Source organism: Arthrobacter sp. V1I7, assembly GCF_030817015.1.
Classification (GTDB): domain Bacteria; phylum Actinomycetota; class Actinomycetes; order Actinomycetales; family Micrococcaceae; genus Arthrobacter.
This window is the reverse complement of the sequence record NZ_JAUSYS010000001.1, coordinates 3,074,709-3,098,755: the sequence shown is the minus strand read 5'-3', so window position 1 is coordinate 3,098,755 and position 24,047 is coordinate 3,074,709. Positions and strand designations below refer to the sequence as shown.

General features: G+C 67.8%; 22 protein-coding genes and 3 tRNA genes. 18 read left to right on the top strand and 7 right to left on the bottom strand.

All coding sequences use genetic code 11. From position 1 onward, the window contains the following. The first annotated feature begins 96 nt into the window (after positions 1-96). The gene (gene mmsB / locus QFZ69_RS14295; protein WP_306919101.1) at positions 97-999 is read left to right on the top strand and encodes a 3-hydroxyisobutyrate dehydrogenase; all 903 of its coding nucleotides are present in this window, start codon (positions 97-99) and stop codon (positions 997-999) included. A 47-nt stretch (positions 1,000-1,046) separates the two neighbouring features. Beyond that, complete coding sequence (locus QFZ69_RS14290) at positions 1,047-2,531, top strand: CoA-acylating methylmalonate-semialdehyde dehydrogenase (protein ID WP_306919099.1); 1,485 nt, start codon at positions 1,047-1,049, stop codon at positions 2,529-2,531. Between the two features lie 72 nt (positions 2,532-2,603). Here QFZ69_RS14290 and QFZ69_RS14285 read toward each other — a convergent pair whose 3' ends face one another. From QFZ69_RS14285 to QFZ69_RS14275, 3 genes are all read right to left on the bottom strand, one after another. Then, entirely contained in the window at positions 2,604-3,221 is a 618-nt protein-coding gene (locus tag QFZ69_RS14285; RefSeq protein ID WP_306919097.1) for an SHOCT domain-containing protein, read from the bottom strand. 78 nt (positions 3,222-3,299) lie between these two features. Then, positions 3,300-4,406, bottom strand: coding sequence for a winged helix DNA-binding domain-containing protein (locus tag QFZ69_RS14280; RefSeq protein ID WP_306919096.1), 1,107 nt, complete (start codon positions 4,404-4,406; stop codon positions 3,300-3,302). 25 nt (positions 4,407-4,431) lie between these two features. Further along, a complete protein-coding gene (locus QFZ69_RS14275) occupies positions 4,432-5,283 on the bottom strand; it encodes an SGNH/GDSL hydrolase family protein (RefSeq protein ID WP_306919698.1) in 852 nt (283 codons plus the stop codon). A 94-nt stretch (positions 5,284-5,377) separates the two neighbouring features. Between QFZ69_RS14275 and QFZ69_RS14270 the strand changes: the two genes are divergently transcribed. Further along, a complete protein-coding gene (locus QFZ69_RS14270) occupies positions 5,378-6,031 on the top strand; it encodes an alpha/beta hydrolase (protein ID WP_307000197.1) in 654 nt (217 codons plus the stop codon). Positions 6,032-6,159: 128 nt separating this feature from the next. On the opposite strand, the gene QFZ69_RS14265 is transcribed toward QFZ69_RS14270, so the two are convergent. Next, on the bottom strand, positions 6,160-6,396 hold the full coding sequence (locus QFZ69_RS14265) for an RNA-binding S4 domain-containing protein (protein WP_306919094.1): 237 nt from the start codon (positions 6,394-6,396) through the stop codon (positions 6,160-6,162). A gap of 33 nt (positions 6,397-6,429) precedes the next feature. On the opposite strand from QFZ69_RS14265, the gene QFZ69_RS14260 reads away from it, so the two are divergent. The 3 genes from QFZ69_RS14260 (at position 6,430) to QFZ69_RS14250 (ending at position 9,955) form a co-directional block, all read left to right on the top strand. After that, positions 6,430-7,398 (top strand): DMT family transporter, encoded by a 969-nt coding sequence (locus QFZ69_RS14260; protein WP_306919092.1) that lies wholly within the window; start codon positions 6,430-6,432, stop codon positions 7,396-7,398. Positions 7,399-7,565: 167 nt separating this feature from the next. After that, positions 7,566-8,951, top strand: coding sequence for a glycine--tRNA ligase (locus QFZ69_RS14255; RefSeq protein WP_306919090.1), 1,386 nt, complete (start codon positions 7,566-7,568; stop codon positions 8,949-8,951). A 2-nt stretch (positions 8,952-8,953) separates the two neighbouring features. Further along, positions 8,954-9,955, top strand: a complete 1,002-nt coding sequence (locus QFZ69_RS14250; protein WP_306919088.1) for a GNAT family N-acetyltransferase — start codon at positions 8,954-8,956, stop codon at positions 9,953-9,955. Positions 9,956-10,102: 147 nt separating this feature from the next. On the opposite strand, the gene QFZ69_RS14245 is transcribed toward QFZ69_RS14250, so the two are convergent. Beyond that, positions 10,103-10,861 (bottom strand): alpha/beta hydrolase, encoded by a 759-nt coding sequence (locus tag QFZ69_RS14245; RefSeq protein ID WP_307000195.1) that lies wholly within the window; start codon positions 10,859-10,861, stop codon positions 10,103-10,105. 67 nt (positions 10,862-10,928) lie between these two features. Between QFZ69_RS14245 and QFZ69_RS14240 the strand changes: the two genes are divergently transcribed. From QFZ69_RS14240 to QFZ69_RS14210, 7 genes are all read left to right on the top strand, one after another. Continuing rightward, positions 10,929-11,087, top strand: a complete 159-nt coding sequence (locus QFZ69_RS14240; RefSeq protein WP_306919085.1) for a hypothetical protein — start codon at positions 10,929-10,931, stop codon at positions 11,085-11,087. Positions 11,088-11,114: 27 nt separating this feature from the next. Further along, the gene (locus QFZ69_RS14235) at positions 11,115-12,644 is read left to right on the top strand and encodes a YibE/F family protein (RefSeq protein WP_306919083.1); all 1,530 of its coding nucleotides are present in this window, start codon (positions 11,115-11,117) and stop codon (positions 12,642-12,644) included. Between the two features lie 65 nt (positions 12,645-12,709). Then, a complete protein-coding gene (gene dusB, locus QFZ69_RS14230) occupies positions 12,710-13,891 on the top strand; it encodes a tRNA dihydrouridine synthase DusB (RefSeq protein ID WP_306919081.1) in 1,182 nt (393 codons plus the stop codon). After that, positions 13,884-15,173: a deoxyguanosinetriphosphate triphosphohydrolase gene (locus QFZ69_RS14225; RefSeq protein WP_306919079.1), complete on the top strand. Its 1,290-nt coding sequence runs from the start codon at positions 13,884-13,886 to the stop codon at positions 15,171-15,173. The genes dusB and QFZ69_RS14225 overlap by 8 nt, the downstream gene beginning before the upstream one ends. Positions 15,174-15,237: 64 nt before the next feature. Then, complete coding sequence (gene dnaG, locus QFZ69_RS14220) at positions 15,238-17,175, top strand: DNA primase (RefSeq protein WP_306919077.1); 1,938 nt, start codon at positions 15,238-15,240, stop codon at positions 17,173-17,175. Between the two features lie 76 nt (positions 17,176-17,251). Beyond that, positions 17,252-17,324, top strand: a tRNA-Asn gene (locus tag QFZ69_RS14215). Between the two features lie 136 nt (positions 17,325-17,460). Beyond that, a tRNA-Asn gene (locus tag QFZ69_RS14210) sits at positions 17,461-17,533 on the top strand. Positions 17,534-17,715: 182 nt separating this feature from the next. On the opposite strand, the gene QFZ69_RS14205 is transcribed toward QFZ69_RS14210, so the two are convergent. Together QFZ69_RS14205 and QFZ69_RS14200 are read right to left on the bottom strand one after the other, a co-directional pair. Beyond that, positions 17,716-18,123 (bottom strand): hypothetical protein, encoded by a 408-nt coding sequence (locus QFZ69_RS14205; protein WP_306919076.1) that lies wholly within the window; start codon positions 18,121-18,123, stop codon positions 17,716-17,718. A gap of 420 nt (positions 18,124-18,543) precedes the next feature. After that, positions 18,544-19,767 (bottom strand): multidrug effflux MFS transporter, encoded by a 1,224-nt coding sequence (locus QFZ69_RS14200; RefSeq protein ID WP_306919073.1) that lies wholly within the window; start codon positions 19,765-19,767, stop codon positions 18,544-18,546. A 181-nt stretch (positions 19,768-19,948) separates the two neighbouring features. Between QFZ69_RS14200 and QFZ69_RS14195 the strand changes: the two genes are divergently transcribed. From QFZ69_RS14195 to QFZ69_RS14175, 5 genes are all read left to right on the top strand, one after another. Continuing rightward, positions 19,949-20,827: a phage holin family protein gene (locus QFZ69_RS14195; protein WP_306919071.1), complete on the top strand. Its 879-nt coding sequence runs from the start codon at positions 19,949-19,951 to the stop codon at positions 20,825-20,827. Positions 20,828-20,882: 55 nt separating this feature from the next. Next, positions 20,883-21,533: a CDP-alcohol phosphatidyltransferase family protein gene (locus QFZ69_RS14190; protein ID WP_306919069.1), complete on the top strand. Its 651-nt coding sequence runs from the start codon at positions 20,883-20,885 to the stop codon at positions 21,531-21,533. Next, the gene (locus tag QFZ69_RS14185) at positions 21,533-22,438 is read left to right on the top strand and encodes a DMT family transporter (protein ID WP_306919067.1); all 906 of its coding nucleotides are present in this window, start codon (positions 21,533-21,535) and stop codon (positions 22,436-22,438) included. Before QFZ69_RS14190 ends, QFZ69_RS14185 begins: the two co-directional genes overlap by 1 nt. A 102-nt stretch (positions 22,439-22,540) precedes the next feature. Beyond that, on the top strand, positions 22,541-23,737 hold the full coding sequence (locus QFZ69_RS14180) for a glycosyltransferase (RefSeq protein WP_306919066.1): 1,197 nt from the start codon (positions 22,541-22,543) through the stop codon (positions 23,735-23,737). Positions 23,738-23,837: 100 nt separating this feature from the next. After that, a tRNA-Ile gene (locus QFZ69_RS14175) sits at positions 23,838-23,911 on the top strand. The last annotated feature ends 136 nt before the right edge of the window (positions 23,912-24,047 follow it).

The window sequence follows — 24,047 nt, the reverse complement described above, 5'->3', positions numbered from 1 at the left end:
TTGATTGCACTGTAACAGGATGTGATGCTGGACACGGAACACGAATTCGGCGCACGAGGATCGCGCAGCAGCAGACAAAGCAAAGGAGCTTATGCCATGGCAGTAATCGCTTGGATCGGACTGGGGAACATGGGCGGGTCCATGTCGGTGAATCTGGCGAAGGCCGGGCACGAGGTCAGGGGCTTCGACCTCAACGCGGAGGCCGTCGCGGCCGCCGAAGCAGGTGGCGTGAAGCCGGCCGGCAGCATCGCCGGGGCTGTCGAGGGCGCCGACGTCGTGTTCACGATGCTGCCCAAGGGTGAGCACGCCCGCGCCGTGTACCTGGGCGAGGACGGCGTCCTGGCCCACGCGGACACCCGGACGCTCCTGGTGGACTCCTCCACGATCGATATCGCCTCCGCGCAGGCGCTGCACGACGCCGCGGCTGCCGCCGGCTTCCGCTTCGTCGATGCCCCGGTCTCCGGCGGCATGAGCGGCGCGAAGGCGGCAACCCTGACCTTCATGATCGGCGGCGAGGCAGGCGCCGTCGCCGAGGCCACCGAATACATCCGTCCGATGGCGGCGAACATCATCCCGACCGGCGGCGCGACCACCGGCCAGGCCGCGAAGATCTGCAATAACCTCATGCTCTTCATCAACCTGGCCTCGACCGCGGAGGGTGCCGTCCTGGCGGACCGCCTCGGACTGGACAAGCAGGTCTTCTGGGACATCGCCTCCGTCTCCTCCGGCGACAGCTGGGCCCTGCGCACCTGGTATCCGGTGGCCGGCGTCGTGCCGACCGCCGCCTCCAACAACGACTTCACCCCGACCTTCACCACGGAGCTGGCAAACAAGGACATCGGACTGGCCATCAGCGCCGCACGTGACACCGGCACTCCGCTGGAAATCGGCGAGCACGTCCAGCAGCTGTTCCAGCGCCTCATCGACTCCGGCGAGTCCGGCAAGGACTGCTCGATGATCATCAAACTCATCGACGGCTCCCTCGAGTCCGCCAAGTAGCCTCCCGGCACCCTCACTACCTGCAGCACACGAAAGAGACCAACCCCATGGAACGTATTCCGCACTTCATCAACGGCGCCCTGATTTCCGACGCCGATCGCTTCGGCCCGGTCTTCAACCCGGCCACCGGCGAGCAGGAAAAAGAGGTCGCCCTGGCCTCGGCCGCGCGCGTCGAGGAGGCCGTCCGGGCCGCCCGGGCCGCGCTGCCGGCGTGGCGCGCCACGAGCCTGGCCAAGCGCACCAACATCTTCTTCAAGGTCCGTGAACTGCTGCTGCAGCGCCGCCCCGAACTGGCCGCCCTGCTGACCAGCGAACACGGCAAGGTCCTCTCCGACGCCGAAGGCGAGATCACCCGCGGGCTGGAGAACATTGAATTCGCCACCGGCCTGTCCCACATGCTCAAGGGCGAGCGCTCCGAGCAGGTCGCCGGCGGCGTCGACGTCCACTCGGTCCGCCAGCCGGTCGGCGTGGTCGCCTGCATCACCCCGTTCAACTTCCCGGCCATGGTGCCGCTCTGGATGATCGGCAGCGCCCTGGCGTGCGGCAACACCGTGCTGCTCAAGCCCAGCGAGAAGGACCCGTCCTCCGCCGTCTTCATCGCCGAGATCTTTGCCGAGGCGGGCCTGCCCGCCGGTGTGCTCAACGTGGTGCACGGGGACAAGGAAGCTGTGGACGTGCTCCTGGAGCACCCGGACGTCAAGGCCATCAGCTTCGTCGGCTCGACGCCGATCGCCCAGTCCATCTACAAACGCGCCGCTGATCACGGCAAGCGCGTGCAGGCCCTCGGCGGTGCCAAGAACCACATGGTGGTCCTGCCCGACGCGGACCTGAACATGGCCGCCGACGCCGCCGTCTCCGCCGCTTATGGCTCAGCGGGGGAGCGCTGCATGGCGGTCAGCGTGCTCGTCGCCGTCGGCAACATCGCCGACGAACTCGTGGACGCCATCACCACCCGGATGGCGACGCTGAAGATCGGACCCGGCACGGATCCCGCCTCGCAGATGGGCCCGCTCATCACGGCTGAGCACCGCGACAGGGTCGCGTCCTACGTCGCCGGAGCGGCCGACGAAGGCGCCACCGTGGTGGTGGACGGCCGGACGCAGGAGTTCGACTCCAACGGCTTCTTCATCGGCGTCAGCCTGATCGACCACGTCAAGCCGGGCATGAAGGTCTACGACGACGAGATTTTCGGCCCGGTGCTGTCGGTGGTCCGCGCCGATACTTACGCCGGCGCGGTCCGGCTCGTCAACGACAATGAGTTCGGCAACGGCGTGGCGATCTTCACCCGCGACGGCGGCGCGGCCCGGCAGTTCGAGTTCGACGTCGAGGCCGGCATGGTGGGCGTGAACGTGCCGATCCCGGTGCCGGTGGGAACGTTCTCCTTCGGCGGCTGGAAGAACTCGCTCTTCGGTGACACCCACATGTACGGGCCGGAGAGCATCCGCTTCTACACCCGCGGCAAGGTCGTCACGACCCGCTGGCCGGACCCGTCCACTTCGGTGATCGACCTCGGCTTCCCGCAGGTCGACTGACCCGAACAACACACCACAGAGAGGGGCCCCGCAGCTGTGCTGCGGGGCCCCTCTCTGGCATGCCTGCGGTGCTTAGCCCTTCATGATCTCCGCGCGCTGGGCCATGTAGTCCTCCATGGTCAGTTCACCGTCGCTGTACCGCTGGTCGAGTTCCGCCAGCTTCCGCGCCCGGAAGCCCTGCGGGGCCGACGGCGGCGGGGGCACCGACGGGCCGGACGGCCGCGGGCCGGACTGGGGCTGGGCGGGCTGTTGCCGGTCTGGCTGCTGGCTGGGCTGGGGCCGGTTGCCTGGGTACTCCGGGCTGTCCTCGTAGGGGACGGGGGACTGATAACCCTGCGGCGGGTAGCCGGGCTGGCCGGGGTACGGCTGGCCGGGCTGGCCGGGGTACGGCTGGCCCGGGAACTGCTCGCCGGGGTACGGCTGGTTCGCCGGCGGGATGGGCTGCTGAGGGGCGCCCAGTTGGCCGAAGCCGCCGAAGTAGTCCCGCTGGGTGAAGCCGTCCCTGGGCTGGTTGTTCTGCTGGCCGGGATAGCTTCCGGAACTGTCTCCGGGAAATTGACCGAACTTCCCCAGGAACCCGCCGGGCTTGCCCTGGTTCTGGTTCCTGCCGCGCACGGATTTCCGGTACAGGCGCAACGCCATAGGGACCAGGAAGGACAGAACGATGAGCCAGAAGAACAAATTGTTCACGGTACGGCGCCTTTCAGAAAGTGTCCTTCCAGCTTAAGCCCGGACCGGTCCCGGACCACCCACGTTCCGCGCAGGGCGTTACAGCCGGACAGCCGGCATCCCCAGGAACCTGCCGTAGGCCGCCACCGCCCGGCTGATCTCGTGCTCATCATCGGGGTGGTGGTCGGAGTCCAGCCGGATGTCGAGCTCGCACCGTCCGCGGACCAGGTTGTGCCGCCAGGCCCCGGCGAGCCGGCCGTTCCGCAGGACCAGATGCAGAGGCTCGCCGGCAACGGGCACGAACGGTGCCGGCCCGCCGAGGAAATGCCGCGTCTTCCAATACCCCATCACGTATTCGTCGTAGCACTGGATCAGGTCAAGGCGACCCGGCCCGCTGGCGCCGCCCCCGGCGTCCGGGGCGGGGCTGAAGTAGCAGGCGACGCCGTCGACCGTTGCAGTTTCGAGTGCTCCGGGGGCTGTCTCCCGGGCGAGATGCAGCCCTGTCCGGACGTCCGAGCGTGTCAGTCCGGACCAGTCGGCGCAGTCCTTTTCCGTCGCGGGGCCTCGGCTGGTGAAGTACCGGCGGGCCAGCTCAGCCAGCGCCCGCGTCCGGTCCATCAGGCCGGCCGGTGCGGAGGGGACCCGCTCGTCAAAGAGGGCATACGTTTGCTTGAGCGCTCCGCCGGCGCTGCGCACGGGGGAACCGCTGACCAGGACGCCGCCGGCCTCGGCGAACATGATCCGGTAGGCGAGCTCCAGGCCTTCGGCGCCGAACCCGGCCCTGCGGAGTTCAGCCGCGAGCTGCTCCCGCGTTTTGTGCGCGCCGCCCGCCACGGCGCCGGCCAGGACGTCGCTGCTCCTGGTCGCGTTGGCGGCGTCGATCCCGGTGCGGCGGTACATCCCGGCGTTGCCCTGATGCAGGCGGGGGGCCGAGAGCGCCAGGAGCCAGCGCAGATCGTCCCGGTGCACGAAGTGCCAGGTGGGCCGCAGGATGTGGGTGCGCAGGACGGTGCCCTCGGACACCGCCTGTTCGATCCCGGCGGCCGAGCCGCCCACGGTGCGCTGCGCCAGCGACCAGCGCGCGTACGGGAACTCCTGGGACTGCACCGCGAGGAGATTCTGCAGCGCGTCCTCGGCCGTCGCGGCGAACGGCTCGCGCAGCTGCTGCCGGCGGAGCCGCAGCCGAACGACGTCGTCGGCGTCCATCGTTGCTAACCGCAGCCTCAGGCGGTCAGGACCGCACCGCTTCCGAGGCGCCCGGCGGGCCTTCGCCCGAGCCCAGGGGCACCCCGGGGCCGAAGACCGGACCCGGCAGGGGGCGCTTGGCCGTCATGCCGTCGCCGGATGACCGGTGCCGCAGGCGGCGGATCACCCACGGCACTAAGTGTTCACGCGCCCAGACCAGGTCCCCGGTACGGGCTTCGCGCCAGCTGCGGGGCGGAAGCGGCTTGGGGGACAGCGGCTCCAGGGTGTGCTGGACATTCAGCGAGTCGAGCACCATGGCCGCGATCGTGTGGTGTCCCAGCGGCGAGAAATGCAGCCGGTCCGGTTCCCACATCCGGGGATCGTTCAGCTGCCGCAAGGACCACATGTCCGCGATCACGGCGTCGTGCCGGGCGGCGACGGTGCGGAGGTTCTCGTTATAGATGGCCACCTTGCTGCGGATCCGCCCCAGTACGGAAGAGCCCGTGTCCGGGCCGTTGAACAGGACCACCGTGGCGCCGGCCAGGCTCAGGATCTGCACCACCGAGTCCAGCTTCTCCGCCAGCACGTCCGGATCGCCGCCGGGCCGGAGCAGGTCGTTCCCGCCGGCGGAAAGGGTCACGAGGTCCGGCCTGAGGGACAGGCAGGGCGCCAACTGCTGGTCGACGATTTGCTGCAGGAGCCGGCCGCGGACGGCCAGGTTGGCATAGGCAAAGTCTTCGTGGCCGCGGCTCAGTTCCTCGGCCACGCGGTCCGCCCAGCCCCGGTAACCGCCCGGACTCGCCGGTTCGGGATCGCCGATGCCTTCAGTGAAGGAGTCACCCATGGCCACGTACCGGCTCCACGGGTGCCTGACGGCGCCTACTGATGAATTGTCCATTCCTTCGGATTCGCTCACCTTCGTATCCCTTCCTCTTCCCGCAAAGCTACGCCACCGTAGCTTGTTACTGCCGGGTAACTGCAAGAATGGACCCATGACTCACGCCGTTGCCTTTCCCGCGCCGCCCATTGTCCTGTGGTCCCAGCCCGAGGAGGAGCGCGCCGGCAAGCCGCTCCTCGTCCTGCTGCACGGCTACGGGGCCAACGAACAGGACCTGCTCAGCGTGGCGGACATGCTTCCCCGGGAATTCGCGGTGGCGTCCGTGCGCGCCCCCCTCGTCTCCGGCGCCGGCTTCACCTGGTTCCCGCTGACGGCTTCCATCGATTATTCGCTCGACGCCGTCAAAGCCGCTTCAGGGTATGCGCTGGACTGGATCGACTCCGTCAAGGCCAACCATCCCTCGGTGACGCTGCTGGGCTTCTCGATGGGCATGGCCATGGCCACTACGATGCTGCGACAGCGTCCCGCGGACTTCGCCGCCGTCGTCGGGCTGTCCGGATTTGCCGTTGACGCCGATTCGGACCCGAGCTTCCGCGACGCCGAACTCGACGGAACCGTGCCGATGTTCTGGGGCCGCGACCAGCAGGACCCGGTGATCACGCCGGACAAGATCGACTTCACCATGGGCTGGGTGCGAAAGCACGTAAAGCTGACCAAGGTGCTCTACACCGGAATGTGGCATGGCATCAACCAGCAGGAAGTGGGCCATGTCTCCGAGTTCCTCACCCACGAAGTGCTGAACAAATAGGGCGCGGGCGCAGGGCGGCCGGGCGCCCGGCGCCCGGAATCTAGGCGCCGGGCAGCCGGGCGTCCGGCGCCCGGCGCCGGAAACCTAGGCGCCGGAATCTAGGCGCCGGGAACCCGGGCGCCGGAAACCTAGGCGCCGGCGGGGGTGCTGATCCGCACGGTACGGCCGCTCACGGTCACTGTGTCACCGTGGTGGAGCTGGCGGCCACGGCGGTCATCGATATCACCGTTGACCTTGACGAGCCCGCCCTTGATCAGCTCCGCCGCCTGCACGCCGTCCTCGACGAGGTTGGCCAGCTTCAGCAGCTGACCCAGCCGGATCATGTCGTCGCGGATGGGGATTTCTTCAATTTCCGGGTTGCTCATACAAGCAATAATGCCCGACGTAAGGTGACACCGATGACCCACACACCCCGACTGCCGCTCCTCGCCGGCCTGCCACTGGCCGTCGCGGCCGGTCTCCTCATCCCCGTCCAGGGCAGGATCAACGGCGCGCTGGGCGTGGCGCTCGCGGACGGCATCGCCGCGGCCGTGGTCAGCTTCAGCACGGGGCTGGTGGTGATCACCGCGGTCTCGTTGCTGCTGCCGAAGGGCCGGGCCGGCCTGGCGCGGATCCTGCCGGCCGTCCGGAACCGGGAGTTCCCGCCGTACTACGTCCTCGCCGGCTGCATCGGGGCGTTCTTCGTGTTCACCCAGTCCTTCACCGTGGGCCTGCTCGGTGTCGCACTGTTCACCGTGGCGGCGGTGACCGGCCAGACGTTGAGCGGGCTGCTGGTCGACCGGATGGGGATCGGTCCCGCCGGCAAGAAGCCGATCACCGGCATCAGGGTGCTGGGCAGCATCCTGACCGTCGCCGCCGTCGCCTGGGCCGTGTCCCCGCGGCTCGGCGGAGCGGGTTCGGAGCTCGTGCAGCTGCTCGCTCCGGTGCTTCTGCCGGTACTCGCCGGCTTCCTGATGAGCTTCCAGCAGGCCATGAACGGCACGGCGACGGTCCACTACGGCACCCCGATCACCGCCACCCTGGTGAACTTCGTCTCCGGCACGACCGTGCTGTGGCTTGCCTGGCTGGTCAAGCTCGCAGTCGCCGGCGCCGGCAATCCGCTGCCGGGGCAGTGGTGGTACTACCTCGGCGGGCCGATGGGCTGCGTCTTCATCGCCGTGGGCGCCCTGCTGGTGCGCAGCCTCGGCGTGCTCGTGACGGGACTCGGCATGATTTCCGGCCAGCTGCTGGGCTCGCTCGGGCTGGACCTGGCCTTCCCCGCGCCGGGCACCGTGGTGGCGCTGCCAACCGTGCTGGGAACCATGCTGACCCTCGCCGCCATCATCCTGGCCACGCTGCCCTGGCCAAAGGGCGCCCTGAAGCGGTGACTCCGGCGGCCCGGTAGGCTGTTAGGCGCAGCTTCCTGCACGCAATCATCCTGTGCTTATTCGTTTGCGAACTGTTTGCGTTTTAGTGCCCCGTCCGGCAACCAGCCGGGGTTCCGGGGCTGAGACCGCGGACCGCACCCAGCGGCCCTGTAGAAAGTGGAGTTCCCATGGCAGCAAAATCCGTCCTCGACCAGATCATTTCCCTCGCCAAGCGCAGGGGTTTCGTATTCCAGGCCGGTGAAATCTATGGTGGCTCACGTTCTGCCTGGGATTACGGGCCCCTCGGCGCCGAGCTCAAGGAAAACATCAAGCGCCAGTGGTGGCAGTCGGTCGTCCGCGGCCGCGAAGACGTCGTGGGCCTGGACTCCTCGGTCATCCTGCCCCGCCAGGTCTGGGAAGCCTCCGGACACGTCGACGTCTTCTCCGACCCGCTGGTCGAGTGCCTCTCCTGCCACAAGCGCTACCGCGCGGACCACCTCCTGGAGGAATTCGAGGAAAAGAAGGGCCGCCCCGCCGAGAACGGCCTCAAGGACATCGCCTGCGCCAACTGCGGCACCCGCGGGGAATGGACCGAGCCGCAGGAATTCTCCGGCCTGCTCAAGACCTACCTGGGCCCCGTCGCCAGCGACGAGGGCCTGCACTACCTGCGCCCCGAGACCGCCCAGGGCATCTTCGTGAACTTCAGCAACGTGCTCACCACGTCCCGGAAGAAGCCGCCGTTCGGCATCGGCCAGATCGGCAAGTCGTTCCGCAACGAGATCACGCCGGGCAACTTCATCTTCCGCACCCGCGAGTTCGAGCAGATGGAAATGGAATTCTTCGTCGAGCCCGGCACGGATGAGCAGTGGCACGAGTACTGGATGAAGGAGCGCATGTCCTGGTACACCTCCCTCGGCATCCGCGAGGAAAACCTGCGGTTCTTCGAGCACCCGCTGGACAAGCTCAGCCACTACTCCAAGGGCACCACGGACATCGAGTACCGCTTCGGCTTCCAGGGCTCGGAGTGGGGCGAGCTCGAAGGCATCGCCAACCGCACCGACTTCGATCTCTCCACGCACGCCAAGGCCTCCGGCACGGACCTGAGTTACTTCAACCAGGCCACCAACGAGCGCTACACACCGTACGTGATCGAACCGGCGGCCGGCCTCACCCGCTCCTTCATGGCGTTCATGATCGACGCGTATACCGAGGACGAGGCACCCAACGCCAAGGGTGGCGTCGACATCCGCACCGTGCTCAAGCTCGATCCGCGGCTCGCGCCGGTCAAGGCAGCGGTGCTGCCGCTGAGCCGCAACGAGGACCTGTCGCCGAAGGCCAAGGACCTCGCCGCCCAGCTGCGCAGGAACTGGAACATCGAGTTCGACGACGCCGGCGCCATCGGCCGCCGCTACCGCCGCCAGGACGAGATAGGAACCCCGTTCTGCATCACGGTGGACTTTGAAACGCTCGACGACCAGGCCGTGACCATCCGCGAACGCGACACCATGAGCCAGGACCGCGTCTCGCTGGACAAGGTTGAAGGCTACCTGGCCGCACGGTTGATCGGCGCCTGATCATGGCCATCGAATACCGTGAGTGGCGCGAGGGCGATGACCTTGCCCTGCTGGAAATCTGGGGCGACCCGGAAACAGTCCAGGCCGGACAGTTCCGCGCCACCCTGGCGCCCTCGGGCAACTCGCCGTGGCGCCGCTGCATCGTGGCCGAGGACGTCGTCGACGGCGTGGCGATTCCGGTCGCCGCCGGCGTGATCCACGAGGCCTCGCTGCACCCGGAACGGCTCTGGGCCTACATCGAAGTCGACCGGCAGCACCGCCGCGCCGGCGTCGGCTCCACGCTGCTGACCATGCTCCGGCGCGAAGCAGAGCAGTCGCCGTCGGGCGTTTCCCGGCTCCGGTGCAAGGTGGAACCGGGCACGCCCGGCGCTGCCTTCGCCGCGGCGGCGGGCCTGGAATCGATCCAGCGCTCCCGCCTCATCGTGGTGGAGCCTGGAGCCCTGAAGCTGCCGGTCTTTGGCGACGGTTCCGAGGCTGCCGCCGCCGAGCAGGTCGAGGACCTCGCCACCGGCTCGGTGGAGCTGAGCGACGTCGTGGGCCGGTATTACACGGTCGCGCACGCCTGGGACAGCCCCGGGGACCTGGGCATCGCCACCGTCCAGCGGTTGTTCCTGGATGAACTCAGCGGCGCCCACGGCGCGATCGTGCTGCGGGCTCCGATGTCCAGCGCCTTCGGCGACGGAGTCCCGGCCAGCAAGAAGGGCCGGATTGAGGCGTTTGCGATCAGCTACGCCGAGCTTGCCCCCGCCGCGGGGGAGGACACGGCGCAGGCTTCGTCCGGCCAGCCGACCGATGTCTTCCTGGGCCACGAGCCGCAGCTCTCGCTGGAGGAGGCCCGGGCCGCGGTGCGGGACCTGCTGGCACTGATTGCCTTCCAGCACCCGGTGTTGCTGGAACTGGACGATTCCATGACGGCGCTGCTCGGCGTCGTCGAGCCGCTGCTGCACAGCGGCAAGGCCCGGGTCCAGGGTGCCGAGACCCTGGTCGTCTCCGACCCGGCCTAAACCCTGACAGCAACTGGCCCGCAGTGGCTGCCGTTTGCCTGCTGGCATCGGCAACCACTGCGGGTCAGCCGTGTTAGGGCGAGCAGCGCGACACGGCCGCTACCCAGGGAAGGCTGGACAGGAAAGCCTCGAGCGGGAAGACCGGCATCACAGGACCACCGGGAGGCTGGCGCGGGCGGCCGGCAGGAGGGTGCGGAAGGCCTCCCTGCTGCGCTGCACCTCGGCGCCGCTGTCGTCAGCGAACGCGTCCAGGATGTAGCCGCTGGCGAGTGAGTTCCAGAGGCCCAGCCGGCGGACCATGAAGTGCCCCGCCCCTGTCAGTGACACGTAGTCCACTGACTCCGCGACGCCCTTGGGGCGCCGGGCGTAGGCCAGCGAGTTAGAAGGACTGGTCCAGCGGTCCTCGGTGCCGTGGACGATCAGCACCCGGCGCCCGGCGACGCGCTGCACCGGGGTGTCGCGGTTCAGCCAGGGGGCAAGGGCAACCACGGCCCGCACCTGCGGATCATCGGCAACGCACAGCGCAGTCAATCCGCCCATCGAGTGGCCCAGCAGGTAGACGGGCAGGTCCGGATGTTCCCGGCGGATGTGGGAAAGGGCCCAGCGGGCATCCTGGACGGGGGACATGTCCGCCCCGTTCCAGCCGCGGTACCGGTTCCGGAGGGTCCACACGGACAGACCGTGCAGCCCGCCCCTGGCCCGGAGGGTCTGGGCGAACGGAACCATCCGGGCCGGGCTGAGATGCCGGCCCCGGACGAATTCATAGCTGTTGGCCGTGCCCCCGTGCAGGACCAGAGCGACACCCCGGGTTTCGCCGCGGGCCGGGGCAACGCTCAGCACGGCCTTCGCTGCGGCTCCGGAACCTGCTTCTTGGGCTTCACGGTCGTCTTCCTTGCGTATCGCCACGCCGGCGTCCTCCACATCATCATCCGTCAATCCCCAACGATAGGCTGCCCGACGGCGTTCCCGACCGGTGGTTCCTTCGACCATTCCCACGGGACATCCGGAGCCGGGGCTCCGAGGGATTGGCGCCGGGACCGGGATCAAGGCCAAATACGATCCGCGGAACCTCTTCCACGTCATCGGCGTCATCCGCTTCATCGGGGCAGGACAGGCGCCGTGGACCCCGTAAAGTTTTCGGCATGAGGTTGAACTGCTGATGGGTGCCGGACATTCACACGCTCCCACGGAACACGCGGCGCCGACGCCCCAGGCGCTCGCGGCCCGGAAGAAGGCGAACTGGATCCTGGCCGCCGTCCTGATCCCGCTGACCCTGCTGACGCTTGCGGCGATGGTCATGCTCTGGCCCTCCGGCAGCAAGGAGGGCATTACGCTGGCCAGCCCCTACGCCGCCGCGCCCGGGGTCACCTTCGACACCGGCAAGATCCAGCGCGTCGTTACCGGCAACTGCATGGACGTCGCCCAGCCCGGCGGGCAGGCTGGCGCTTCGGGCCAGGTCCCGGCCGCCGGGGAGGGCGCCCAGCAGGGCTCCGTGTGCACCTTCGCGTTCACCGAGCCGGACACGGGCGGCAACCCGGTCAAGGTGGTCATCAACCCCGACATCGCCAAATCCCACGGCGTCAAGGTCGGGGACAACATCCGCTACCTGAATCTATCCAAGGCCCAGGGTGCGTCCGAGGCCCAGGGCACCCCGGCGTACGTCTTCGTCGACTTCGTCCGGACCCTGCCGATCATTTTCCTGGCGGTGCTGTACGCCGTCGTCGTCATTGCCGTGGCACGCTGGCGCGGGCTGCGGGCACTGATCGGGCTGGTCGGTGCCTACGCCGTGCTGGTGACCTTCATGCTGCCCGGGCTGGTGGAAGGCAAACCGCCGCTCCTGCTGGCAATGGTGGGATCCACCGTGATCATGATCGGGGTGCTCTACTTCGCCCACGGCTTCTCCGCCCGGACCTCGACGGCGCTGCTCGGCACCATGTTCGGGCTCGGCATCACCGCCCTGCTGGCGGCGTGGGCCACCGACGCCGCCAACCTCGCCGGGGTCGGCAGCCACGATGCCGCCGCACTGACCAATATTTCGGACAACATTTCGATCTCCGGCATCATCCTCTGCGGTCTCATCATTTCCGGCCTCGGGGTCCTCAACGATGTCACCATCACGCAGTCCTCCGCCGTCTGGGAGCTGTGGGAACTCGCCCCGGAAACTTCCGCCCGGCAGCTGTTCTCCTCGGCGATGCGGATCGGCCGGGACCACATCGCCTCGACGGTCTACACCATCGCTTTCGCCTACGCCGGCGCGGCCCTGCCGGTCCTGATCCTGGTGATGCTCTACGAGCGGCCGCTCGGCGACGCCCTGACGAGCGCAGAGCTCTCCGAGGAAGTGATCCGCACCCTGGTCGGTTCGGTCGGACTGGTGCTGGCCATCCCGGTCACCACGCTGATCGCGGTGCTGGTTGTCAAGGCAACCGGGGTAAAAGGACCTGCTCTCAGGAGCGCGACGACGATGGCGCGTGGCAGCACCCCCGCTCCCGCGCCGGGCGCGGCCGTCGCGCCCGCGGCCGTCGCGCCCGCCACGGTTGCCGACACGGGCTCCGCGGACGGGGACGGTCCCGCCACGGGCGCTTCCGACGCCGTCACTCCCGACGGTGTAGGGCCCGACGGCTTCACTGCCGACAGCGGGCCCACGCCCCCGGAAACCCGCCGCGGACGGCGGGCGGCGGCACGGGGCTGACGGCGGCTTGTCCACATAGCCGGCCGGGATCCGCCCGATTTGCCCGGCTTTGAGACAATGTTCTGGTGACTGTTGTAGCAACGCCTCCCGCCCCCAAGCTGGAACTCCCGCCCCTGAAGCTGGGCCACCTCACGGTGGACACCCCCGTGATCCTGGCCCCGATGGCGGGTATCACCAACTCCGCCTTCCGCAGGCTGTGCCGTGAATACGGCGGCGGCCTGTACGTCGCGGAGATGGTCACCTCGCGCGCCCTCGTGGAGCGCACGCCCGAATCACTGCGCATCATTTCGCACGACGACGACGAGAAAGTCCGGTCCGTCCAGCTGTACGGCGTGGATCCGGTGACCGTCGGCCAGGCCGTACGGATGCTCGTCGAGGAGGACCGGGCAGACCATATCGACCTCAACTTCGGCTGCCCGGTGCCCAAGGTGACCCGGCGCGGTGGCGGTTCGGCCCTGCCCTGGAAGATCGACCTGTTCACCTCGATCGTCCGGACCGCCGTGAAGGAAGCCTCCAGGGGCAACGTCCCGCTGACCATCAAGATGCGCAAAGGCATCGATGAGGACCACCTCACCTACCTTGACGCCGGCCGGATCGCCCGCGATTCCGGGGTCGCCGCCGTCGCGCTCCACGGCCGCACGGCGGCCCAGTTCTACTCCGGCCAGGCCGACTGGTCCGCGATCGCCCGGCTGCGCGAGGCGCTGCCGGATATCCCGGTGCTCGGCAACGGCGACATCTGGTCCGCCGAGGACGCGGTCCGCATGGTCCGCGAGACCGGCGTCGATGGCGTCGTCATCGGACGCGGCTGCCAGGGCCGCCCGTGGCTGTTCGGCGACCTCATGGCCGCCTTCGAAGGCAGCGACGAGCGCCATAAGCCGGACCTGCGCCAGGTGGCGGAAGGTGTGTACCGCCACGCTGAGCTCATGGTCGAAACCTTCGGCAACGATGAAGGCAAGGCGCTCCGCGAGATCCGCAAGCACATGGCCTGGTATTTCAAGGGCTATGTGGTCGGCAGTGAACTGCGGACCAAACTGGCGATGGTGACCAGCCTCGAAGTGCTCCGCGGAACGCTGGACCAGCTGGACCTTGAGTCGCCGTACCCCGGTGTTGACGCCGAAGGCCCCCGCGGCCGCGCAGGCTCGCCCAAGAAGCCCGCCCTGCCCAAGGACTGGCTGCTGGACCGCAACATGGACGCCGATCAGTCGCGCGAGATCTGCCACGCCGAACTGGACGTGTCCGGTGGCTGAGACACGAACCACTGCCCCCGTCCTGGCGGGCTACACCGGACGCGACTGGGCCCGCTGGGTGGAGGAGCCGGCCAAGAGCACGTACCGCTCCGACTTCGAACGCGACCGCGCCCGGGTCCTGCACTCCTCGGCACTGCGCCGGCTCGGCGCCAAGACCCAGGTCGTGGCACCGGACACCGACGACTTCGTCCGCACCCGCCTCACGCACAGCCTGGAAGTCGCGCAGGTCGGCCGGGAACTCGGCCGCGCGCTCGGCTGCGATCCCGACGTCGTGGACACCGCCTGCCTCAGTCATGACCTCGGCCACCCGCCTTTCGGGCACAACGGTGAATCTGCCCTGAACGAGGTGTCGCACGCGATCGGCGGCTTCGAAGGCAACGCCCAGACCCTCCGCCTGCTGACCCGGCTGGAGCCCAAGGTGCTGGCCGCGGACGGACGCCCGGCCGGACTGAACCTCACCCGGGCCAGCCTCGACGCCGCCGCCAAGTACCCGTGGTCCGCCGCCAACGCTCCCGTCATCCATGGCCAGCGAACCAGCAAGTTCGGAGCCTACGAGGACGACCTGCCGATCTTCGACTGGATCCGCGAGGAAGCCCCCGACCGGCGCTCCTGCCTCGAAGCCCAGGTCATGGACCTCGCGGACGACATCTCGTACTCGGTGCACGACGTCGAGGACGCGATCGTCGCCGGCCACTTCCAGCTGCGCTGGATGGACAACCCGGACCACCGCGCCAGGGTGGTCGGCTACGCCAAGCAGTGGTACCTCCCGCACAACGATCCCGCCGCGATCGACGCCGCCTTGGCCCGGTTGGAGGCCACGAGCGTCTGGGTGCGCGAGGCCGACGGCAGCCGCAAGTCGATGGCCGCCCTCAAGGACATGACCAGCCAGCTCATCGGCCGCTTCTGCCAGAGGGCACTGGAGACCACCCGCGCCCTCTACGGGCCGGAGGACCTGACCCGCTACAACGCCGAACTGATCGTCCCTGATGAAACGGTGATGGAAATCGCGGTGATGAAGGGCCTGGCCACCACTTTCGTGATGACCACGGAGCACCGGCAGCCGATCTACGAGCGGCAGCGCGAGATCCTGCACGCCCTCGTCACGGCGCTGAGCGCCACCGGCGACCGCCATCTGGAACCCATGTTCGCCGCCGACTGGCGCGACGCGGAGAACGACGGCGCGCGGCTGCGCGTCGTGATCGACCAGGTCGCCTCGCTGACCGACGGTTCGGCGCTGGCCATGTACGAGCGGCTCGTCGGCAGCCTGCCCTCCCTGTGGTGACCGGATACGGCGGCCGGCACCATAACCGGAGCCTCGGCGTTGGACCCGGCATTAGGATGGCACTGTGGCCGGCCTGATCAAACGCGAAGATATCGATGAGGTACGCCAGCGCACCGACATCAAGGAAGTCGTTGACGGCTATGTGACCCTCAAGGTCGCGGGACTGGGCTCCTACAAAGGTCTGTGCCCCTTCCACGACGAGCGTTCGCCCTCGTTCACGGTCCGCCCCCAGGTCGGCAGGTACCACTGCTTCGGCTGCGGCGAGGACGGCGACGTCATCTCCTTCGTGCAGAAACTGGACCACACCTCCTTCCACGAGGCCGTCGAAAAGCTGGCGGCCCGGATCGGCTTCGAGCTCCGCTACGAGGACGGCGGTTCCGGCCCGAACCGGGAGGACATCGGCCGGCGCCAGCGTCTGCTGGACGCCCACAAGGTCGCCGACGAGTTCTTCCGCGCCCAGCTGCTGACCCCTGGCGCCACCGAGGGCCGCAACTTCCTGCATGGCCGCGGCTTTGACCGCGCCGCCGCCGAACAGTTCGGCGTCGGCTACGCCCCGCAGGGCTGGGACTCGCTGCTCAAGCACCTCCGCGGACGTGGGTACACCGATGCCGAGCTCAAACTTACGGGTATGTTCTCCGAGGGCGGGCGGGGAATCTACGACCGCTTCCGCGGCCGGCTGATCTGGCCCATCCGGGACATCGCCGGGGACACGATCGGCTTCGGGGCCCGCAAGCTCTACGAGGACGACCAGGGTCCGAAGTACCTCAATACTCCTGAGACTGCGCTCTACAAGAAGTCCCAGGTCCTGTACGGGATTGACCTCGCCAAACGGAACATCGCCAAGGACCGCCAGCTCGTCGTGGTGGAGGGTTACACCGACGTGATGGCCTGCCACCTCGCCGGAATCCCGACGGCGGTGGCAACCTGCGGTACCGCGTTCGGAACCGAGCACATCAAGATCGCCCGGCGGCTGCTGTCCGACGACGGCAGCGGCGGCGAGGTCATCTTCACCTTCGACGGTGACGCCGCAGGGCAGAAGGCGGCGCTGCGGGCGTTCGAAGAGGACCAGCGCTTCGTGGCCCAGACCTACGTGGCCGTGGAACCCGGCGGGGCCGACCCCTGCGAGCTGCGCCAGGCCAAGGGCGACTCCGCCGTCCGCGACCTGATCGGCACCCGCCGACCGCTCTTTGAATTCGCCATCCGTGCCGCTTTGAAGCGGCATAACCTGGACACCGTCGAGGGCCGGATCGCCGCTTTGCGCGAGTCTGCGCCCGTGGTTGCCCAGATCCGCGACGCCGGAATCCGCCCTGCCTACGCCCGCGAGCTCGCCGGCTGGCTGGGCATGCCGGTCGAGGAAGTCAGCAGGGCCGTCGGAGCGGCCGCCAAGCGTGCCGCGATCGGTCCCGCCGGAGGCTCCGGTGCCGTGCAGGCGCAGGGCCGCGGACAGGGGGACGGTTATGGTGCAGGACCCGGCGCCGGACCAGCGCCGGGTGCCGCGCCGGCGTCGGCCGTTCTGCCGTCCTTCAACCGGCCGGATCCGCGCGACCCGGTGGCCACGATGGAGCGCCAGGCGCTCGAGGTGGCCCTTCACGAGCCCGGAATGCTGGAAGGCGAAACGTGGCAGCGGTTCTCCGAGTCCCGCTTCTCCACGCCGGCGTACCTGGCCGTCCATCAGGCCATCCGCGCGACCGGTCTGGGCTTCACGGGGGACCCGGTGCGCTGGGTGGAGCAGTTGCTGCAGGAAGTTCCCGAGCCGCTCCGTCCGCTCGTGTCCGAGCTCGCCGTGGTGCCCCTGCCGGCCAGCACGGCCGAGGGCGTGCAGCGGTACTGCAAGGACATCCTGGCGCGGCTGTTCGAGCTCCAGATCACCCGGGTCAAGGCGGACAAGATGGGCCAGCTGCAGCGCCTGGACGCCTCGGCGGATCCCGAAGAGTTCCAGCGGCTGAACCGGGAGCTCATGCAGCTCGAGGTGCAGCGGCGGTCGCTGCGTTCGGACGCCTAATTTGTCCCGCTCGGTCGTCCCGCGGGGGCAATTTCACTTCCCGGCAGAGTGTTTGCTAGGCTTATACCCGCTTCATTCCTCCTTAGCTCAATTGGCAGAGCATTCGACTGTTAATCGAAGGGTTGCTGGTTCAAGTCCAGCAGGAGGAGCGCGCAGTCCCCGTCCCGGGTTCCCGGGGCGGGGACTTTTTCATACCAGGAGGGGGTATTTCCGGCGTTCCCCAGGCAGGGCCGGCGGCCGATTTCCTTAGCGGCAAAACCTTTGCTAATGTCATACCTGCTTCATTCCTCCTTAGCTCAATTGGCAGAGCATTCGACTGTTAATCGAAGGGTTGCTGGTTCAAGTCCAGCAGGAGGAGCGGACAGGTCCCGCGGCCGGTGAAGAACCGGCCGCGGGACCTTTTTTATGCCCTGAGGATTGGGGTGGGCTTCTTGCCATGATGGGCCTGGCCGCAACCGGGGGGCATGGACGCAGCCGGCGGGCATGCGTCGCGGCCGCGAGCGTCGCGGTGCATTGGCACCGTTGCGCGGGTACCGTTCCTCAAACGAAGTACATCTCCACCTGAAGAAACCGTTCCGCTTCGGCGACGGCGGCCTGGAACGCCTCGAGCTCGGTGGGGGACTTCCGGGGTTCGCGCGGATGCCACTCGTGCGGGGCGGAATGGACCTGGGTGAAGCCGCCGCCGGGCGGGGCGTAGAAGATGCCGAACCGCTGTACCGGCCATTCCGGCGAGGTCTCCGGGGCAACCAGGAGCGCCGAGTCGTGGGCCGGGTTGTACCACTGCGCGATCGGGCGCCGCCGGTCCTCCGTGAACAGCCCTCCGGCGAAGAGGGCCGCCGATTGGCTGCTCGTCTGGCTGCACAGGCGATCCCACCACAGGGGCAGGATTCCGGCGTCACACCGCTGCCACGTGGTCGGGAGGGGCTGAGGGTCCTGCCGGTGGGGCACGTACCAACTTTATCGCCCGCAGCGAACCCGGAACAGGGCCGCCACGACGGGGTCTCCGGCGCGGGCGCACCCCAGGACTGGACATGCTCCGCGCTGGGGGTGGCGGGTGGACATAGGCCCGGTATGTCCAGTCTTGGTCGCGGGGAGTGGGCATGTCCTCCCGGGGGAGCTGCCCTGGGTGCTCCGTGCTGCCGGTGGACATGCTCGGCGCTGGGGGTGGCGGGTGGACATAGGCCCGGTATGTCCAGTCCTGGTCCCGGGGGGTGGGCATGTCCTCCCGGGGGAGCTGCCCTGGGTGCTCCGTGCTGCCGGTGGACATGCTCGGCGCTGGGGGTGGCGGGTGGACATAGGCCCGGTATGTCCAGTCCTGGTCCCGGGGGTGGGCATGTCCTCCCGGGGCTGCGGAGGACCCGGTGGTCCTTACTGGATCGAGGGCACGGTCCGGGGCCGGACAACGAGCCAGAGGGCGGCCGCGGCCAGGAAGATGCAGGCGGCCTGTACCGCTCCCATCGGTGTGGAGGAACCAAGGCCGAGCCAGCCGACCACCGGGGAGATCAGGCCGGCCATCATGAACGTCGCCGCGCCAAGCAGGGAAGCGGCGGTTCCTGCCTGCGCGCCGTGCTTAGCCAGCGCCAGGACCTGGACGCAGGGGAACGTGAAGCCCGCGCCGAGGATGTAGAACCAGAGCGGCACCATGACGCCCCAAAGACCGAAGCCCAGCTGGTCGAAGACGACGATCAGCACGGCCGTGAGGAACATCCACGCCGTGGAACAGGCCAGGATCCACTGCGGCGGGACGCGGCGGATAAGCCGCGAGCTGGTCTGGACGCCGGCGACGATGCCCAGTGAGTTGACGCCGAAGAGCAGGCCGTACTCCTGGGGGCTGAAGCCGTAGACGTCCTGAAAGAGGAACGGCGACGCAGAGAGGTAGGTGAACAGGCCGGCGAAGTTCATGCCGCCCACCATCAGCAGGCCCACGAACACCCGGTCCTGGAACAGGACACCGTAGCGCTGCCGCGCTGTCATCCCGGTCTTCCCGCGCAGCTCCCGGGGGAGGGTTTCCCGGACCACAAAGACCGCCGCGATGATCACGCAGGTCCCGTAGCCCGCCAGGAAGATGAAAATGCCCGGCCACGGTGTCAGTAGCAGCAGCTGCGAGCCGATCACGGGGGCCAGAATTGGTGCGAGGCCGTTGACGAGGGCCATTCTCGAGAACATCCGGACCATGGCGTAGCCGCTGAAGAGGTCCCGGACCATCGCCATTGCAACCACGCCTCCGCCGGCCGCTCCGATGCCCATCAGGACGCGGAAGAGCCCCAGTGTGGCGATGTCTGTGGACAGGGCAGCCCCCAAGGAGGCGGCAATATGCAACGCCGTCGCCAGGATCAACGGCATCCGCCGGCCGAACTTGTCGCTCAACGGCCCCACCACGAGCTGGCCCAGGGCAAAGCCCAGCGTCGTGCCGGTCAGCGTCAACTGCACGGCCGCCTCGGAGACACCGAGGTCGGCCTCCAGCGCCGGGAAAGCCGGCAGGTAGAGGTCCACCGTGAAAGGCCCCAAGGCGGTCAGTGCGCCGAGCATCAGGATGTAGAGGAGCTTACGGCGGCGGCTCAGGGAATCGCCGGGATTGGAGGCTGTAGTCACAGTGCTCCATCCTAGGCCCGGGACACTGGCCGGCCGCGGCAGCCCAGTCGCGCCACACCTTGCCCGCAGGGCCCGGCCGGGAGCCAGAATGGTAGTTTTGACACCGGAGTGTGCGTCAAGCGGCGCAGACCGGCAAGCCCGCGCAAGCGGAATCACAGGTGTAACCAGTTAGGCGGGACCGATGAGCGGACGTCACAGCGGCGGGACAAGCGGCGGGCTGCGGATTTCCGCGCTGTCCAGGACCGTGAAATTGATCTTCAAGCTGGCGCCCCGGCAGCTCAATGACGAGATTGCCCTCGCGAAGATTGAAATCAAGCGCAAGGGCATCCAGCTCGGCGTCGCTGCCGCCTTCCTCGCCGTCGCGCTCGTGTTTGTGGCGTTCCTGCTGATCGGCCTGGTCGTGGCCGCCATCATGGGTCTGGCCACGATCATGCCCGCCTGGCTCGCCGCCCTGCTGGTCTGCGGAGTCTTCCTGCTGATTGCCCTGATCGTTGGTCTGGTGGGATTCCGGAAGTTCAAGAAAGCGATGCCCCTGATGCCGGAAGAGACTGTCCGCGGCCTCAAATACGACCTCGGCATCGCGAAGGAGGGCTCCGCCTTCGATGCGGCGGTCCTGGACCCCGACTCCAAGCAGTACAAAGCCGCCAAGGCCGCGAAGGCTGAAGCCGACGCCAAGGCGAAGGCCGAGAAGGAAGCCAAGAAGGCCGCCGAGCCGGACTTCGGACCGCAGCCCACCGAAGCGGAACTTCGACGCCGGGTGGTCCAGCGCCGCACGCACCTCACCGGAGTCCGCGACGAACTCGCCGAGGAGTTGGACGTCAAGACGCAGGCGCAGGCTCTGCTGGCCGTGACCCAGGCCCGGTTGCAGGACGGCAAGGAGCAACTGAGCGCCAAAGTCGCCGGCTTCAAGTCCTCTGCCGGTCGCTCGGCGAAGAATCCCGCCGTGATGAACGCCCGTGGCGCGGCGGATCAACTGGGCCAGCGCTGGAAGCCCCTTGCTGCCCTTGCCGCCTCCAGTGCCGCTCTCCTGTTCCTCCTGCGAGAACTGCTCAAGGGCTAGGCAGCCCGCTGAACTGCGACGCCCAAACTTTGCCGGCCACGGAAAGGGGGAATGGATGAAGTTCATCGGTGCTGGCGCCCGGCCAGGGCAGCCCCAGATCCACCACGACGCGGTCTTCACCATTCCCAATGTGCTGACCGTGGTCCGGTTCCTTGGGGTCCCGCTCTTCATCTGGCTCGTACTCGGACCGCGGGAATACGGCTACGGGGCCCTCGTCCTGGCGATCATGGCCGGCACCGACTGGGTGGACGGCTACATCGCCCGCCGCTTCAACCAGATGTCCCACCTCGGCCGGATCATGGACCCCATCGCGGACCGGCTGGCGCTGATCGCCGTCGCCGTGACCCTGGTGATCGCCGGCGTCGTGGAGTGGTGGTATCTGGCGGCCCTTCTCGTCCCCGACGCCATCCTGCTCGCGGTGTCGTTGTACTACTTCCGCGGTCACCCGGACCTGCCCGTGAGCCGGGTTGGCAAGATCCGCACCGCCCTCCTGCTGGTCGGAACGCCGCTGCTTGTGCTCTCCAAACTGCCTGTCCCCGCCACCGAAATCTACGCCGTCGTCGCCTGGATCTTCCTGGCCCCCGGCCTCGTGGGACATTGGGTCGCCGGCTACAACTATTTCCGGGCCATCGTCCGCAAAGGCAAGCGCCTTAAAGCCGGCAGCGCCGGCAGCGCAGATACCTCCGACGACGGCGGCGTCCGCTGATGGTCTGGATTGCGGTACTTCTCGCGGTCCTCGGCGCCTTCTTCCTCGCGTTCGGTGCGCAGCGCCAAGGTAGCGCGGTCAAGGCGGACACCGGGGGCCTGGCGCTCAGCAGCCACGGCCTGTTCCGGTTGATCCGCAGTCCCCGTTGGGTGTTCGGCCTGCTGCTGCTCTGCATAGGCATGGTGATGAATGCCATCGCCCTGGTTTCGGCGCCCCTCACCGTTGTCCAGCCGATCGGGGCGATAGCCCTCGTTATCACCACGATCGTGAACGCCAAAGACCAGGGACTGAGCATCAACCGGGCCACGGTGGTCGCCATTTCGGCGTGTGTCACGGGTTCTGCGCTGTTCGTCGTCCTGGCCGTCAATGTTACTCAGGAGAACCATCACGTCAGTGCCTCGGACGAGCTGACGATCGTGCTGCTGCTGGCCCTGGCGGTCGGCCTGTTCGGCACGCTTACGCTGATGTTCAAGCACCGGATGAGCGCTTTCATTTACATCCTCGGCGCGGGTGTGCTGTTCGGCTTCGTGGCCGTGCTGACCCGCATCATCGGCAAGCACCTGCTGGATCCGAACGGTTTGGGCCTGCTGAACGTGCCATGGTATTCCTTCGTTGCGATAGTGGCAGCCGGCGGTCTCGGCTCATGGTTTGTGCAGAGCGCCTACTCGGGTGGTCCGCCCGATCTTGTGATCGCAGGGCTGACCGTGATTGACCCGATTGTGGGCATCGCGATCGGCATTGCGATCCTGGGCGAACTCCGGCCGGATGTCCACGCCGTAATGGCAATTGCGATGGGGACGGCCGCTTCCCTTGCTATCGTGGGAGTTATAGCCCTGTCCAGACACCACCCCGAGGTGACCAAGCGCAAGAAGGACGCGCGGAAGGCCGCGGGCCGGTTGTCCTAGGGCATCCGCAACAGACTTCGCAGTAGGCCGGCGGCTGCGCCGACGGCCAACCGGCCACCACATTCCCAGCTGCCCGCACCGTGACCACCAGGAGCTCCCCACGTGACCATGCCTGACACCCAGCGCCCGCTGACCATCCTGATCGCCGCGGACACCTACCCGCCGCATGTCAATGGTGCCGCTCAGTTCGGTTACCGCCTGTCCAAAGGGATGACAGCCCGGGGGCACGATGTGCATGTCCTCGCCTGCCGTCCTGGCAAGGGCAAGAGCTTCAGCGAATTCAGTGACGAGGCAACGGTCCACCGGCTGCGCTCCCATTCGGTGCCCACCCATGAGTACTTCCGCGTCACCTTCCCGTGGGAGATCAAGAAGGAAATCAGCCTTCTGTTCGACCACGTCCAGCCCGACGTCGTGCACATCCAGAGCCACTACATGATCGGCGAGCATGTGCTCTATGAGGCGGTGAAACGCGGCATCCGGATTGTTGCGACCAACCACTTCATGCCCGAGAACCTGAACCCGTTCCTTCCCTTCCCGCAATGGTTCAAGAACATCATCGGCCGCATCTCGTGGAAAGACATGGGCAAGGTCATGGGCCAGGCCGATGTCGTGACAACCCCCACGCCGCTGGCTGCCAAGGCGATGCACCAGCATGCCTTCCTCCGCACGGTCCTCCCGCTTTCGAACGGAATCGACGCCGCCGCCTATGAGCTCCAAGCCGGCGAGACCCTCGAACGCCACACCAGCCCCACGGTGCTCTTCGTCGGCAGGCTCGCCGAAGAAAAACACGTCGACGTGCTGATCGAGGCCATCGCCAAGACGCCCGCGGAGCTGGACATCCACCTCGAAATTGTCGGCGGCGGGGAAGTCCGGCAGGGCCTCGAGGCCCAGGTGGCCCGGTTCGGGCTGCAGGACCGGGTTAAGTTTCTCGGCCTCGCGACCGACACTGAGCTTCGGAAGGCCTACCTTGCGGCGGATGTTTTCTGCATGCCCGGAACCGCCGAGCTCCAGTCCCTGGTCACCCTCGAAGCGATGTCGGCGTCCACGCCGGTCCTGCTCGCCGATGCGATGGCGCTGCCGCACCTGGTGCACGACGGCGAGAACGGTTACTTGTTCACGCCCAATGACAGCGACGATCTTTCCGCAAAGCTGGTCCGGCTGTTCACGCTTCCCGAAGATGAGCTTGCGGCCATGGGCAAGACGAGCCGGGAGATGGTGGAGAACCACAGCCTCGAGCGGACGCTGCAAGCGTTCGAAGACCTTTACCGCGGAGCCAGCTACGACGACCTGGTCGTCTGATCAGGATGGCCCCTGGCGGGCAACAGCGATTAATGTTGTTAGAGTGTTTTTGCCCGGTTGCGGTCCGGTTCCTCGTGGGCCGGCGTCTTTCCGGGCGCAGGGGGCTATAGCTCAGCTGGTTAGAGCGCGGGACTCATAATCCTAAGGTCCTCGGTTCAAGTCCGAGTAGCCCTACATTTCCCCGGGACTCCGTTTCCGGGCCCGCGGAGCCGTGGCCGATGTTACGACGTCGGCCACGGCTTCTTTCGTCTGCCTGGGCACCTTCCGGAGCCTCCGGTCATCTTCACTGCGGCCGCCCTACGGCCTGGCT